Raw genomic sequence first — 14,208 nt, 5'->3', positions numbered from 1 at the left:
GGGACCGCCCAGCCGGGCCGTTTGCCGGACCGACCCGGCTGGGCGGCGTCTCAAGGGGTACCGGGTCTCAACGCGCGCGCCGGGAGAACGGCACGCCCCGGTCCCGGAACGTCAGATGGTGCATCATGCCGCCCGCCCGGCGTGTTTCTCCCGGTACATGGCCGCGTCGGCCTCCGCGGTCAGCGCGTCCAGGTCGGCCAGGCCACCGGCCGGGCGGACCGCGACCCCGATGCTGACCCCGACGGTCACCTCCCGGCCGTCACCGATCGCGACCGGTTGCCGGATCGTCTCGCGGATCCGCTCACCGGTCCGCGCCGCCGCGTCCGGGCCGGCGTCCGGCAGCAGCAGCACGAATTCGTCGCCGCCGAGCCGCCCGGCGATCTCCCCGGGGCAGAGGGTGGCGCTGATCCGCTGCGACACCCGGTACAGCAGCTCGTCCCCGGCCGCGTGCCCGTACGTGTCGTTGACCTGCTTGAACCCGTTCAGGTCGAGCAGCAGCACGGCGAGCCGGCGACCGGTCCACCGCTCGGCGCGCTCGGCGAGCTGGGCCCGGTTCGGCAGGCCGGTGAGGTTGTCGTGCGACGCCTGGTGCTGCAGCTCGCGCCGGACCTGCTGGAGCGTGCTGAGCTGGCGCTGGAACGCGCTGGACTGGGCGCCGGTGATCACCGCGATCATCAGGTTCAGACCGACCGCGCCGATCCCCTCGCCACCCCGCAGCGGCATACCGAGCAGGGCCACCGAGGTGATCGCGAAGACCGCCAGCGCGCCGGGCAGCTGGTGCCGGATGGCCGCGATCGCGATCGGCAGGCTCAGCACCGGCCAGGTGACCTGGTCGGTGTGCTGCTGGCTGAAGTACACGAAGATCACGATGGACAGCGTGTCCAGCAGCACCTCGAGCGAGCTGAGCCGGGAGTACCAGCGCGAGCCGGGCCGCCGGAAGCCGATGATCGACAGCACGTTCGACACGGCCATCAGCGCCGCGGCGCCGAAGCAGGCACCGGCCAGCGCCGGTTCCACCCGGACCGGGCCGAGCCCGCCCGCGCCGAAGCCGTAGAGCAGGCAGCACAGCACCCCGACGGACCGCGACACGAGGGCGGCGGTCTCGACCGCCCGGCGCCGGGAAAGCAGCGTGTCGTCGAGCGCCGCCGCCTCCTGCTGGACGGTCTCCGGGTGCATGCCTCTCCATCGGCAGTCCGCGCCGGGACATGAGCGAAGGGCCGGTCGCGCTCGGCGACCGGCCCTGCTGAGACGTACGGATCAGAAATTGAACTTGAACTTGACTCAGAACTTGAACGCGCCGACCAGGACCCGCAGCTCCTCGGCGGTCCGGGAGACCTCCTCGCTGGCCTCGCGGGTCTGGTTGATCCCGCTGACCGTGGCCCCGCTGGCGTTCGAGACGTCGTTGATGTTCGCGGCGATCCGGTTCGAGCCGGCCGCCACCTCACCGATGCTGCGGCTCATCTCGCCGGTCGTGGCGGTCTGCTCCTCGACCGCCGAGGCGATCGTCGTCTGGAAGTCGTTGATCTGCGCGATGACCTCGGAGATGCGGTTGATGACGTCGACCGCGCCGCCGGTGTCCTGCTGGATCGCGGTGACCCGGGCGCCGATGTCCTCGGTGGCCCGGGCGGTCTCCTGGGCCAGGTCCTTGACCTCGCTGGCGACCACGGCGAAGCCCTTGCCGGCGTCGCCGGCGCGAGCGGCCTCGATGGTGGCGTTCAGGGCGAGCAGGTTGGTCTGCTCGGCGATGCTGGTGATCAGCTTGATCACGTTGCCGATCTCGGCGGACGACTCGCCGAGCTTGCGGATCGTCTCGGTGGCGCTGGCCGCCTCGGAGACCGCGATCGAGGCCACCTGAGCGGCTTCGGCGGCGTTGCGGGAGATCTCCCGGATCGACAGGCCCATCTCCTCGGAGCCGGCCGCGACGCTCTGCACGTTGCGGGAGATCTCGTCGGCCTCGACCGCCGCCGAGGAGCTCTGCCGGTCGGTGTTGTCGACCGCGGCGGCGATCTCGCCGGAGACCGCGGCCAGCTCGGTGGACGCGGTGGCCAGGGCATCCGAGTCCTTGGCGATGATGATCATCGACTCGCGCAGCTTGTCCAGGGTCCGGTCCAGGCTCTGGGCCATCGTGCCCAGCTCGTCGCGGCTGATGATGCTGCTGCGCACGGTCAGGTCCCCGTGGTCCAGCGCGTCGATCACCGTGCCGATCCGGCGGATCGGACCTAAGATCGAGCGGACCATCGGGATCGCCATGCCGATCAGCAGCGCCAGACCGGCCAGCGCCACCGCGATCGCGGTGTAGCGGGTCGACTTGATGGTCTTCTCCATCGCGGTCCTCTGCGCCGCGACCTGGCCCTCGACGATCTCGGTGAGCGCGTCCAGCTCGTCGTCGGTCTTGTTGTTCATCTCCGGGATCTCGCCGATCCGGCCCAGCACCGACTTGGGGTCCTTCGTGGCGGCCGCGACGAAGTCGATGATGAACGAGTTGAACGTGTCGAAGTCGCCGGAGTAGCTCTTGAACTGGTCGGTGATCGCGGTGGACAGCCCGCAGTCGAAGACCGCCGCGGAGGCGTCGACCGACGACTGCACGTCGTCGGCGGCGTCCCCGGTCATGTCCTGGCCCAGCGCGGACCGGAAGGCGTCGACCTTCAGCTCGCTCTGCCGGTTGTTCAGGTGGTTGAGGGCGGCCTGGCCGCACTGCAGCTGGCTGACCCGCTGCGCCTGATCCGCGACGCGGTCCTGGCCGATCAGCGCGACCGCGCCCATGCCGCCGAGCGCGATGGCGCCGGTGACGACGATGATGCCCAGCCGTTTGGCTGTGCCGATGTTCTCGAGGCCGAGCATCTTCCCCCCATGGTTGTCCGACTGCACACACTTTCGACCGTGTGCCGGATCACCTGAGGGAGACGAAGAGGGTTCGTACCTTTTACTAGTTTTCCTTCCGGTTGCAGCCGCCTTATCAGCCGCCGCAACCGGGCTTCCCTTACCGGGCTACCGGTGGATCTTGAAACGCCAGTCGTCCGGGACCGCGCCGGCCGGGCCGGGCGTCGGCTGGTCCTCGGGGCGGCTGCGGGCCGGGGTCAGCTCCGGACCGTCGAAACCCTCTTCGGTCTCGAAGTTCCAGAACCAGTCCTCACCGGGCTCGAACGACTGGATCACCGGGTGGCCGGTCTCCCGGAAGTGCGCGGTCGCGTGCTGCGACGGCGACGTGTCACAACAGCCGATGTGCCCGCACTGCGCACAACGACGCAGGTGGACCCACCACCCATCGGACTCCAGGCACTCCACACAACCGGTGCCGGACGGCGGGACATCGGGCTGAATCGACGCGCTCACGCCGGAAAACCTACCTCATCCCCCGGTCGTAAACCTCCTGTGCGGCCTGCATCGGACCGATCTCACTCTCGAGCAGCTCGATCAGCTCTTTCAGCTTGGCGGCCACCCGGGTGCCGAGCGGGGTCAGACTGTATTCGACCCGCGGCGGGATGGTGGCCTGCACCTCGCGCCGGACCAGGCCGTCGCGCTCGAGCGCCTGCAGGGTCTGGGCCAGCATTTTCTCGCTCACGCCGTCGACCCGGCGGCGCAGGGCGTTGAACCGGAAGGCGCCGTCGTGCAGTGCGGCCAGGGCGAGGCCACCCCACTTGCCGGTGACGTCCGCCATCACCCCGCGGGAGGCGCAGTCCCGGGCGAAGACGCTGGGGATCAGGTCGTCGACGGGATCACTCATGCATCGAGAATACCCAGTTCCGCCGCACTTTCCTTGGTGATGGCGCACACTACGGGTTGGCACTTTCTAAAAGTTAGTGCATTCTCGGATGCAGCACCTGCCGAATCACCAGTCGTTCAGTCCCAAGGAGTTCGCCATGACCACCATCGCAGTCACCGGCGCCACCGGTCACCTCGGCCGTCTCGTCGTGGACGCCCTGATCAGCCGCGGTGTCGAGCCGGGTTCGATCGTCGCCGCGGTGCGCAGCCCGGAGAAGGCGGCCGGCCTGCTGGCCCGCGGCGTCCAGGTGCGCGAGGCCGACTTCGACCGGCCGGAGACCCTGGCCGGCGCGTTCGCCGGCGTCGACAAGCTGCTGCTGATCTCGACCAGCGACCCGGGCAACCGGCTGAACCAGCACACCGCGGCGATCGAGGCGGCCAAGGCGGCCGGGGTCGGCTTCGTCGCCTACACCAGCATCCTGCGCGCCGACACCACGCCGGTGCTGCTCGCCGCCGACCACAAGGCGACCGAGGCGATCCTCGCGGCGTCCGGGCTGGCCCACTCGTTCCTGCGCAACGGGTGGTATTTCGAGAACTACACCGCCCAACTGCCGACGGTACGGGCGACCGGAGCGTTCCTGGGCAGCGCGGGCGAGGGACGGATCGCCGCCGCGACCCGGGCCGACTACGCCGAGGCGGCCGCCGCGGTGCTCGTCCTGGAGGGGCCGAAGGCGGTCTACGAGCTGGGCGGCGACCAGCCGTTCACGATGGCCGAGCTGGCCGCCGAGGTCGGCACCCAGATCGGCGCCCCGATCGGCTACAGCGACGTGCCCGCCGAGAAGCTCGTCGAGATCCTGTCCGGCGCGGGCGTGCCGGAGGGCTTCGCCGCGATCCTCGCCGACACCGACGTGCACATCCGGGAGAACGGCGCCCTCGACAACCCGGGCACCGACCTGCGCGACCTGATCGGCCGCCCGACCACGCCGCTGTCCGACGCGGTCGCCGAGGCCGTCAAAGCCTGACCGGTCCCGGCCTTTCCGCAGGCCGGCTCCCCGCGGGCCGGCTCTCCGCGGGCCGGCTCTCCGCGGGCCGGCATTCCGCGGGCCGGCATTCCGCGGGCCGGCTCTCCGCGTGGGCGCTTTTCCCGCGGTGCCGGCTTTATGCGAGGTCGGTGACGTCGGCGTAGGTGCCGTTGAGGGCGGTGACCGCGTCGTCGGCGCCGACCCGCAGGCCGACCCCGCGCTCGCCGGAGCCCAGGCTGATCGTGCGGCCCTTCGTGGTCTCGTCGGCGATCACCGGCCAGGCCGTGGCCGAACCGAACGGGGTGATGGTGCCCCGCTCGTACCCGGTGGCGTCCTTCGCGGCCGACGCGTCCGGCATCGACAGCCGGTTCACCCCGAGCAGCGCCCGCAACTTCGGCCACGAGATCGACCGGTCCCCCGGGACCAGCACGAACAGGTAGTCGTCGGGGCCACGCCGGACGACCAGCGTCTTCACCAGATCCCGCAGCTCGACGCCCTGCGCGGCGGCGGCCTCGGCGACGCTGTTCACCGGCCCGTGCCGGAATACCTCGTACCCGATCCCGGCTTGCACTACAGCGTTGATGGCGGCGTTCGTCACGGCGCCACCCTAGTCCGTAGAAATCAGGAGGCGGGACAATGACCGAGAAGCCCCGATTGCAGCCCGGACCCGATCACCCCATCACCGTCACCCCGACCGGCGAGCGGGTCGTGGTGACCGTCGCCGGCAAGGTGGTGGCGGACACGAACAACGCGCTCAGCCTGCACGAGTCGACGTACCCGGCGGTGCAGTACGTGCCGCTCGCCGACGTCGACCGGACGCTGCTGGAGCGCACCGGCACGCAGACCTACTGCCCGTACAAGGGCGACGCCGGCTACTACTCGATCACCGTCGACGGCGACACGGTCGTCGACGCGATCTGGGAGTACACGGCGCCCTACGACGCGGTCGCCCAGATCAAGGACCACGTCGCGTTCTACCCGGACCGGGTGGAGAGCATCACGATCGGCTAGTCGGTGCGCTGGTCACTGCGTAGTGCGCTGCGGACCGCTGCCAGCTGGTAGCGGTCCGCGTCGTACGGCGTGTACAACGAGATGCGGTCGATGTCCGTACCGAATCGGGTCTTGAGTTTTTCGGCGACCGCGACCGGATCGCCCGCCACCGCGAACGCGTCGAGCACCTCGTCGGTGATCTCGGCGGTCATCGCGGCCCAGTCCTGCCGCCGGGACAGCACGTTCAGCCGGTCGGCCAGCTCGCCCCAGCCGTGCACGTCGAGCACCGCCCGGTACGACGGCGTCGACGCGTAGAACGCGATCTGCCGGCGCACCGCCTCCTCGGCCGTCGCCCGCCGCTCCTCGTCCGTGCCGAGCACGACCATGGCGGACAGCCCCAGGTTGAAGCCGTCGAGCGAGCCACCGCGCGCCTCCCGCAGCGCCGGGAGGATCCGCTCCCGCAGGTACGGCACGCTGGTCAGCGGGTGCACCAGCAGCCCGTCCGCGACCCGGCCGGCCACCGCCGTCATCAGCTCGCCGACCGCGGCCAGCTCCACCGGCGGATTGCCGTGCGGGTTCGGCCCCGGGTCGAAGAACTCGGTCATCAGCGTGTGCTTGTAGAACTCACCGCGGAACATCAGCCGCTCCCCGGTCGCCCAGGCGTGCCAGATCGCCCGCAGCGCCGCGACGAACTCCTCCATCCGCGCCGCCGGCCGGCTCCACGGCATCGAGAACCGCCGCTCGATATGCGGCTTGACCTGCGAACCGAGCCCCAGCCGGAACCGCCCCTCGGAGATCAGCTGCAGATCGTTGGCGAGCACCGCAACGTTCATCGGATTCCGCGCGAACGCCACCGCGATCCCGGACTGCAGCGAGATCCGCTCGGTGGCCCGGGCCACCAGGGCGAGCGTGGTGAAGACGTCGTGCCGGGTCTCCGCCGCCCCGAACCCGTCATAACCGACCTGCTCGGCCGAGACAGCGGCCGCCTCCGCCTCGGCGGGGGACGCACTGACCTGCGCGGTGAAGTCAACCAGCATCACTCAGTCATAACACCTCCAAAAACCCAAAATCCTTCCGGGGTACGCCCCCCACCCCGCCCGCGCTCGGGATCTGAACTCGGCCGCCAGTCTCGCGGAATCCCGGAAGATCGCGCCGGCCCCCTGTGGACAGACCGCTGGTGTGGATAACCCCCGACGGCCCGCTCACTGTGCTACGGCAGCTCGGATCGCCTCGGCCATGACCTCGGCGGTGACCGCGCGGAGCAGATCGAGATCAACCTCCTCGGCCACCTCCCCGGTCGCCAGCGCGACCACCGCGTCCCCGTCATAGCGCGAGTGCGCCGGATGCAGCGCCCGGGCAAAGCCGGTGTGGCCACTCTGCGCGAGCAGATAGCAGTCCGATTTGGTGAGCTTCGCATCGGTCAGCACGACCGCGATCGTGGTGTTCTCCCGGCCGAACCCACCGGCCGGACGCTCGACCGGCTCGGCGGCGAAGATCGGCCGGCCCTCCGCCCCGAGGACGTCACCCCAGGCGTTGACCACGGCCAGCGCGACCACCCGCGCCGGGCCGGCGATGCCGTCCGCGCGGCCCAGGCCACCGGGATCGACCCGGCCGCGCCACTTCCCGGTACGCGCACCGGTGCCGGCGCCGACCGAACCGGTCCGGAACTCGTCGCCCCGCAGAGCAGCGAGAGCCGCCTCCCGACCGGACTCCGCGGTAGGCGGCCCAGCCGAACCCGGCGCATCACTGTCGCTCACCCCGGCGCTCGACGCATCGCCCTCACCCGCCCCAGCGCCCGGTACATCCCCGTCACGCACCCCAGCGCCCGGCGGGAAAGGCGCCCCGGCACCCGACGGGAAATTCGCCACCGACTCGTCGAAGATCGACATCCCGACGACGATCGGGACCGGCCCGAACGCCGTGGGAAACCCGAGCCCCCGCTCCCGCAGCAGCCGCATCACCCCGTCCCCCGCGGCCAGCCCGAACGCGGATCCACCGGAGAGCACCACGGCATCGACCCGATCCACCAGCCGAACCGGATGCAGGAGATCGAACTCCCGGGTGGCCGGAGCGCCGCCCCGGACCTCCCCGGACCCGACCGTCCCCGGCGGCGGCAGGATCACGGTGACCCCGGTCCCGTCACCGGTCCAGTTCCCGACATGGGCGGAGAGCAATTGCGGCTGAGGGTGTTTCACCAGGCCAGCCTAGGTCCTCACCCTGCCGCGTTGTCCACAGCAGCGCTTTGTCCACAGGCCACCGACGTGATCCAGCAGAAATCCTGGACAATGGTCGCCGGGCGGTCAGCCCCCTGGTGGGTGGGGCCTGCTCCGGCCCCAGTGACGGCCCCCAGCAACGGCCCCCCAGCGACGGGCTTCAGCGACAGCCCTCAGGGACAGCCCTCAGTGCCGGGCCTCAGCAACCAACCTCAACGACGGACCACTCGACCCCACTCAGGACACCTTCCGCAGAGTCCGCCGCCCAGCCACCCACGCCGTCCCCCCAAGCAACCCGAGCAGCCCCACCACCCCCACCCCCACCCTGATCACTCCCGGCCACGACGGCAACGGCAGCGGCGGCGGCTCCAGCCCGGCCAACGGCAACGCCCACCCCGTCGCCGCCCACCCCACAAACGCGATCACCAACCCCACCGGCACAGCTCCGATCGCCAGCACCGGATACGACCAGACCGCCGCCCGCCGAGCCGCCGCCCGGGACAACCCCTGCCCACGCAGCGCGGAAAGATCGTCGGCCTGGCGTTCCCGCCCGGCCGCCGCGGTCAGCACGAGCACCCCGGCGGCAAGCAGCGCCACCAGGATCGCGACCAGCCCCGCGTAGCCGAGCGCCACAGCCGGCCCTTGCTGCGCGAGCCGCGCGGCGAGCTGCGCCGATCGCCCGTCCCCGGTGACGGTCAGACCCGCGGCGCCGAGCCGGTCGACCACGTCGGCGGGGGCACGCGCGGACAGCCAGACCTGCCCGGCCTCGGTGGGTGCGCCGTCGGTGGCGACCCGGTCGGCGTACTCCAGGTCGATCAGCACCGCCGGCCCGCCGAGGCGTGGGACGGCCGGCAGCCGCCCGGCCACGTCGACCCGCGCCGGGCGGAAGTCGAGCCCGGTCACCTCCCCCGGCACGAACGTCCCGGTCGCCACCACCGGGATCGGCCACGGGGTGTCCGCGGGCTGCACCAGCACCCCTTCCGGGACGCTGTCCATATCGGTCACCTCGATGCGCAGCCCGTCCGCGCCGGCGGCGAGCTTGCCGCCCGGGCTGACCCGCCATCCGGCCGGGTCGGTGCCGCCGAGGCCGTGCAGGGTGAGCACGCCCTGCACGCCGAGCGAGTTCGCCCCGGTGATGTGCAGCGCGTTCAGCCGGCAGCCCCGCTGCTCGCACTGCGGCGCCGGGTAGGTGTAGGTGTGCCGCCCGGGGCGCGGCACCCCCATCTGCGCCAGCACGTCCGGCCCGCTGCCGTCGACCGGCGTCAGCACCGCGGCCACGCTGACCTGCCGGCCCGGCGCGAAGCCCGCCGCGCTCAGGTCCAGGCTGAAGGTCTTGTCCCGCGCGGTCACCACCGGCTCCGGCGCCTTCGGCCGAAGAAGATCAACCACTTTCCGGTACGGCGTTCCCCCCGGCCAGTTCGCGACGACCGGCAACCGTTCGGAGTCCACCGCGAGCACCGGCCGCTCGCCGGGATGTTGCGGGATCTCGACCGCCGCCATCGCGAAGGTCCCGTGCGGGTCGACCTGGTGCACGGCGGCGAGCAACTGCGCCCGGCCGACCGGTCCGACGGTCAGCACCCGGTCGGCGCCGTTGCCCAGGTCCGCCTCGACCCGGCGGCCGTGCGCCGCCACGTCGCCGGCCACGATCATGTAGGAGCTGACCGCGACCGCCGCCACGAGCAGCGCGAACACCCGGCCGGTCGCGGCCCGCCGGGACAGCAGCAGCCAGGTCAGCCCGGGCCCGAGCCGGCCGCGGTCCAGCGCGCGGTGCCCGGAGCGGGCGGCGAGCGGCCGCAGCGCCCGGGCCACCAGCAGCGCGAGCGCGAGCATCAGCAGGGCGGGGGCCGCCGAGCCGACGCCGATCAGGTCGCCGCCGCCGACGGCGAGCTGCGCCACGGCGCCGGCCGCCAGCGCGGCGACCAGGATGTCCAGGGTGAGGCCGGCCCAGCGGCCGGGCATCGGGGCGCGGCGCAGCAGTTCGCTGACCGGGCGCAGCATGGGCGCGCCCTGGGCGAGGACCACGGCCAGGATCGCGGCGGCGGCGGCCAGCGGCGCGTACTTCAGCGAGTCGGGGTGCGGGTCGGCGCCGACCCCGGGCCAGCGGACCGCCACCACCGCGTCGACCAGGAGCTGGCCGGCCAGCGCGCCGGCGATCGTGCCGGCCAGCACGGCGACCAGGCTCTCCCCGGTCGCCAGCCACCAGCGGTGCGGCAGGCGGGCGCCGCGCAGGGCGATCACCGCGGTCTCCGGGCGGCGGGTCTCGGCGCCGGCCGCGACGGCCAGCAGGATGGCCAGGCAGGCGAGGATGACCAGGGCGATCGCGGGCACCGGCACGATCCGGCGGGCGGTGGCGTGCCCCTCGTCGACGCGGGCCATCAGCCGCGGGATCCCGGTCTGCAGTTGCAGGCCGGCGGCGCCGGTGCCGCCGTCCAGGCCGGTGCTGACGTCGGCGATGCCGCCCTGCAGCCGGTCGACGGCCTGGCGCAGCGCGGGCAGCCGGTCGGCGTCCAGGGCGCCGGGCCCGGCGTAGCCGTCGACGCTGAGGTCGGCCTTGCCGCGGTCCATCAGGTCGAGCGTGGTCAGCCCGGTGAAGGCCGGCTCGCCGGGGCGGCTCTCGCCGCCCACGTCCTCCGAGGTGAAGTAGCCGTGCTCGCCCCAGTACATGTCGGCCGGGTCGGCGACCCGGTAGATGCCGGCGAGGAAGAAGCGTTTGGGTTCGCCGTCGGCGACGTACGACATCTGCTCGGGGTCGTTGCTGAAGTACGCGTACGTCAGGTCCACCGACCGGCCCACGGCCAGGCCGAACCGCGCGGCGGTCCGCTCCCCGAGCACCAGGTCGCCCTCGCCGAGCAGGCACCGCCCGGTGACGATCGCCAGGTGCGCGCAGACGTCCTGCCGGTGCACCAGCCGGGTGCGGAACCGCAGGTCCGGGTCGAGGCCGATGGCCGGGAACTCGGCGGCGTACGCGGTCCGGAACCCGGGCAGGTCGGCGAGCCCGGCGCCGGTGGTGGCCAGGTCGATCCCGCCGGTCGAGCTGCCGCCGCCGCTGAGGCCGCGACTGTCCTGATCGGTGACCCGCAGGCTGATCTCCCGTTCGGACCGTTCGGCGTAGGCGACCTGCCCGGCGGCCACCACCCGGTCGGTGGCGCGCAGGTAGGCGGGCGTGGCCACGGCCGGCGCGACCGCGAACGCGGCGAGCACGGCGAGCACGACGGCCGGTCCGCGTCGTGCCCAGACCATCGTGAAGATCAACGCGAGCATCGGTCCCCCGCCCGATCGGGCCGACGGGTTCGACCGGTGTCACCGAAGGGAGCGGATCGGCCGGACACCCCGATCAGAGCGGCCAGAGCGGCCAGACAAAGCATGGCGGCCAGACCGGAGATGAGCAGTGGCCACCGGCCGAGTACCTCGGGCGGGGGCAGCAGCCGCCACCCGTCGGCGAAGAACGAGTCCGGCTCGCCGGCCACCCGCCGGGCCACCGACGCGGCCAGCACGCCCCCGAGCACCGCGGCCCCGGCCAGCGCGAACGGGCCGAGGTAGCGGGTCACGGCGAGGGTCCGGGCGGACACGCCCTGCACCCGCAGGGCGGCCGCCGAGGCGCGCTGCGGCTCGCGGTCGACCGAGGCCGCGACCGCGACCGCGGCGGCCGCGGTGAGCAGGGCGATCACCGCGCAGAACACGGTGAACGGGCCGGCCGGCGCGGTGCCCCGGCCCGGGGTCCGGGCGGCCCGGCCGGTGGCGCTCTCGTCGGCGAGCACGGTCAGTCCGGCCGCCTCGAGCCGGTCGACGACCGCGGCGGGCGCGTCGGCGGTCAGCCACACCTGGGTGACGCCGGTCGGGTCGGCCTCGCCGGCGCTGCGGCGCAGCGCGTCGAAGTCGGTCAGCAGTCCGGTCGCGCCGAGCACCGGCAGCACCGCGACCGTGGCGGTCACCCGGGCCGGGATCTGGCCGGCGCCGGGCACGGCGATGCCCGGCTCACCGAAGCGCCACGGCACCGGGACCGGGCCGGCCAGCAGCATCGGCAACGGGAGCGCGGTGTCCACGGCGAACAGCCGGTCGCTCTCCGACCGGGATCCGCCCCGGGCCGGCCCGACGGCCAGGCCGTCGTGGCTGCCGGACAGTTCCAGGCCGCCGGCGCCGGCGACGGTCCGCCAGCGGGTCGTGTCGGTCAGCCGGTCCGCGCCGAGCAGCTCGGCGTCCGGGCCGCGCTGGGCGAGCGAGTGCAGCACGATCGGCTGGGGCAGCGGTTTGCCGTCCGGCCCGAGCTGGCCGGGGACCTGCCAGCGCAGCAGGCGGCAGCCGCCGGCGCAGCCGGTCACCGGCTCGGTGATCGTCTGCTCGCCGGTCGGCCGCAGGGCGAAGGTGAGCTGGACCCGGTCGCCGGTGCTCTCGTTCTGCAGGACCACGTCGACGGTGGCCGGCGCGCCGCGGTCGTTGCGGACCTTCAGCACCAGCTCGCGGCCGGTGACCGGCGGGGCCGGGTCGATCGGCGCGGGCGCCGCCGGGCGCGGGCCGTACTCCGGGCGCCAGGAGCCGACCGCCGCCAGCCGCGCGGTGTCCACGGCGAGCACCGGCGGGTTCGCCTGGCGGTCGACGGCGGCGGCCAGCGCGTACCGGCCCTGCGGGTCGGCGGTCGCGACCGCGTGCTGCAGCACGGTCCAGTTCTTCGCGCCCACCGTCAGCACCCGGGCCGCGCCCAGCTCGGACTCGGCCCGCTGGGTGTGCGCCGCCCGGTCCGCCGCGGTCGCGCCGGACGTCGTGACCAGCAGCGCGACCGCGATCGCGAGCAGCGCGAACACCCGGTCCAGGCCGGCCAGCCGGGACATCCGGGCGGCGGTCAGGCCGAGTCGCAGGTGGCCGGTGCGCAGCGCGACCGACCCGCCCCGGTCGGCGGCGCGGATCAGCAGCCGGGCGACCAGCACGGCGACCGCGACGGCGACCGCGATCGCGGCGAGCGCGCCGATCCCGGCGTCGGGGCTGCCGGACCGGGCCTGGTAGGCCGCGGCGACGGCGATCGCGACGAGCAGGACGTCGGCCAGCAGGGCGGCCCGGCCGCTGCGGCCGGCCGGGACCTCACGCTGCAGGACCACCACCGGCGTACGGATCAGCAGCAGATCGCCCGCCACCAGCGTGACCATCGCGACGAGCGCCACCACCGCCGCCGCCGCGACCGAGAGGGCCGCCGCAACCAGGGTGCCCGGGCCGGACAGCAGCCGGCCGGCGATCATCCCGGCGGCGGCCCCGAGCAGCCCGCCGGCCAGCAGCGGCGCCACGTGCTGCCCGGAGAGCAGGGTGAGCAGGCGTCGCGGGGCGCCGCCGCGCAGTTTGAGCAGTGCGGCGTCGCGGCGCCGGTCCCGCGCGGTGTAACGGCCGGCCAGGGCGATCGCGTACCACCCGAGCAGCAGCGCCGGGACCGCGCCGAGCAGCACCGCCCGCATCAGCCGCGCGCCGGCGCCGCCCAGGTCGGCGCGCAGCGGCCCGGTCGGGTCGCTGATCTCGCCGAGGGGCCCGGCCCGCGAGATCGCCTCGCCCAGGTCGTACCCGTCGTCGCCGCGCAGCAGCGGCGCGGGAACCTCGGCCGACCAGGTGAAGACCGGCTGGCCGAGCGGGGCGCCGGTGAACGTCGCGGCGACCGTGTAGATCGGATCGAGGCCGCTGCCCACCCGGAACAGCTCGTCGGCCCAGTACCCGGCGGCCGGGTCGGTGATCGCGTAGACGCCGGTCACCCGCATCGGGATCTTCGGCGCGGCGGTGGTGGCCTGTACGTCGAGCCGGTCGCCGGGGTGCACGCCGAGCCGCTCGGCGACCGGCGCGGTGATCGCCGCGTCGCCGGCCGTGGCCGGGCACCCACCGGCCGAGAAGGACACGTGCGCGCAGAACCGGTCGCGGTAGTCGACGTTGATGTGGTCGGGCACGCCGCCCCGGTCGGTGACGCTCATCGGCCGGGCCAGCCCGAGCACCCCGTCCGCGCCGGGCATCGGCAGCGTGCGCCGCACCGCGTCGCCGAACGCGGTGACCGCCCGGGCCGGGTCGTCGCCGGTCTCGCTGTTCCAGTGCACGACGACGGTGCGCTGGGCGGCCGGGGTCGCGTCGGCGATGGTCGCGGCGCTGCGCGCGGCCTCGGTCAGCACGAACCAGGGCGCGGCCGCGGCCACCGCGGCCGGGAAGGCGGTGAGGACGAGCAGTGTGCAGGCCTGAACGGCCCGGGAACGCACGGCGCCCCAGAGGATCGTGAACATGCCCCCGTCTCACCCCCCGGGACACAGCTTCACGCCCGCGAG

Annotated in this window: 11 protein-coding genes; 2 read left to right on the top strand and 9 right to left on the bottom strand. The window is 73.6% G+C overall.

Annotated features, from left to right (window positions below; genetic code table 11):
• Positions 1 to 123: 123 nt before the first annotated feature.
• The 4 genes from L3i22_RS13620 to L3i22_RS13605 all read right to left on the bottom strand — a co-directional run bounded on the left by L3i22_RS13620 (position 124) and on the right by L3i22_RS13605 (position 3,724).
• Complete coding sequence (locus L3i22_RS13620; protein WP_221327324.1) at positions 124 to 1,176, bottom strand: GGDEF domain-containing protein; 1,053 nt, start codon at positions 1,174 to 1,176, stop codon at positions 124 to 126.
• Positions 1,177 to 1,281: 105 nt separating this feature from the next.
• Complete coding sequence (locus L3i22_RS13615) at positions 1,282 to 2,841, bottom strand: methyl-accepting chemotaxis protein (protein WP_221327323.1); 1,560 nt, start codon at positions 2,839 to 2,841, stop codon at positions 1,282 to 1,284.
• Between the two features lie 147 nt (positions 2,842 to 2,988).
• Complete coding sequence (locus tag L3i22_RS13610; protein ID WP_221327322.1) at positions 2,989 to 3,333, bottom strand: UBP-type zinc finger domain-containing protein; 345 nt, start codon at positions 3,331 to 3,333, stop codon at positions 2,989 to 2,991.
• 10 nt (positions 3,334 to 3,343) lie between these two features.
• Positions 3,344 to 3,724 (bottom strand): helix-turn-helix domain-containing protein, encoded by a 381-nt coding sequence (locus tag L3i22_RS13605; RefSeq protein WP_221327321.1) that lies wholly within the window; start codon positions 3,722 to 3,724, stop codon positions 3,344 to 3,346.
• 136 nt (positions 3,725 to 3,860) lie between these two features.
• Between L3i22_RS13605 and L3i22_RS13600 the strand changes: the two genes are divergently transcribed.
• On the top strand, positions 3,861 to 4,724 hold the full coding sequence (locus L3i22_RS13600; protein ID WP_221327320.1) for an SDR family oxidoreductase: 864 nt from the start codon (positions 3,861 to 3,863) through the stop codon (positions 4,722 to 4,724).
• Between the two features lie 136 nt (positions 4,725 to 4,860).
• On the opposite strand, the gene L3i22_RS13595 is transcribed toward L3i22_RS13600, so the two are convergent.
• A complete protein-coding gene (locus L3i22_RS13595; protein ID WP_221327319.1) occupies positions 4,861 to 5,322 on the bottom strand; it encodes an aminoacyl-tRNA deacylase in 462 nt (153 codons plus the stop codon).
• A gap of 38 nt (positions 5,323 to 5,360) precedes the next feature.
• Between L3i22_RS13595 and L3i22_RS13590 the strand changes: the two genes are divergently transcribed.
• Entirely contained in the window at positions 5,361 to 5,735 is a 375-nt protein-coding gene (locus tag L3i22_RS13590) for a DUF427 domain-containing protein (protein ID WP_221327318.1), read from the top strand.
• On the opposite strand, the gene L3i22_RS13585 is transcribed toward L3i22_RS13590, so the two are convergent.
• From L3i22_RS13585 to L3i22_RS13570, 4 genes are all read right to left on the bottom strand, one after another.
• Complete coding sequence (locus L3i22_RS13585; protein WP_221327317.1) at positions 5,732 to 6,751, bottom strand: TIGR03617 family F420-dependent LLM class oxidoreductase; 1,020 nt, start codon at positions 6,749 to 6,751, stop codon at positions 5,732 to 5,734. The two genes, L3i22_RS13590 and L3i22_RS13585, sit on opposite strands and share 4 nt — an antisense overlap.
• 165 nt (positions 6,752 to 6,916) lie before the next feature.
• Positions 6,917 to 7,909: a P1 family peptidase gene (locus L3i22_RS13580; RefSeq protein WP_221327316.1), complete on the bottom strand. Its 993-nt coding sequence runs from the start codon at positions 7,907 to 7,909 to the stop codon at positions 6,917 to 6,919.
• 255 nt (positions 7,910 to 8,164) lie between these two features.
• Positions 8,165 to 11,188 carry an FtsX-like permease family protein gene (locus tag L3i22_RS13575; protein ID WP_221327315.1) on the bottom strand — a complete coding sequence of 1,008 codons (3,024 nt, stop codon included), beginning with the start codon at positions 11,186 to 11,188 and terminating at the stop codon, positions 8,165 to 8,167.
• A complete protein-coding gene (locus L3i22_RS13570; RefSeq protein ID WP_221327314.1) occupies positions 11,176 to 14,166 on the bottom strand; it encodes an FtsX-like permease family protein in 2,991 nt (996 codons plus the stop codon). Before L3i22_RS13570 ends, L3i22_RS13575 begins: the two co-directional genes overlap by 13 nt.
• Between the last annotated feature and the right edge of the window lie 42 nt (positions 14,167 to 14,208).

This window comes from Actinoplanes sp. L3-i22 (genome assembly GCF_019704555.1).
Classification (GTDB): domain Bacteria; phylum Actinomycetota; class Actinomycetes; order Mycobacteriales; family Micromonosporaceae; genus Actinoplanes.
The sequence above is the reverse complement of the archived record's forward strand: the minus strand, read 5'-3'. Positions and strand labels throughout refer to the sequence as shown.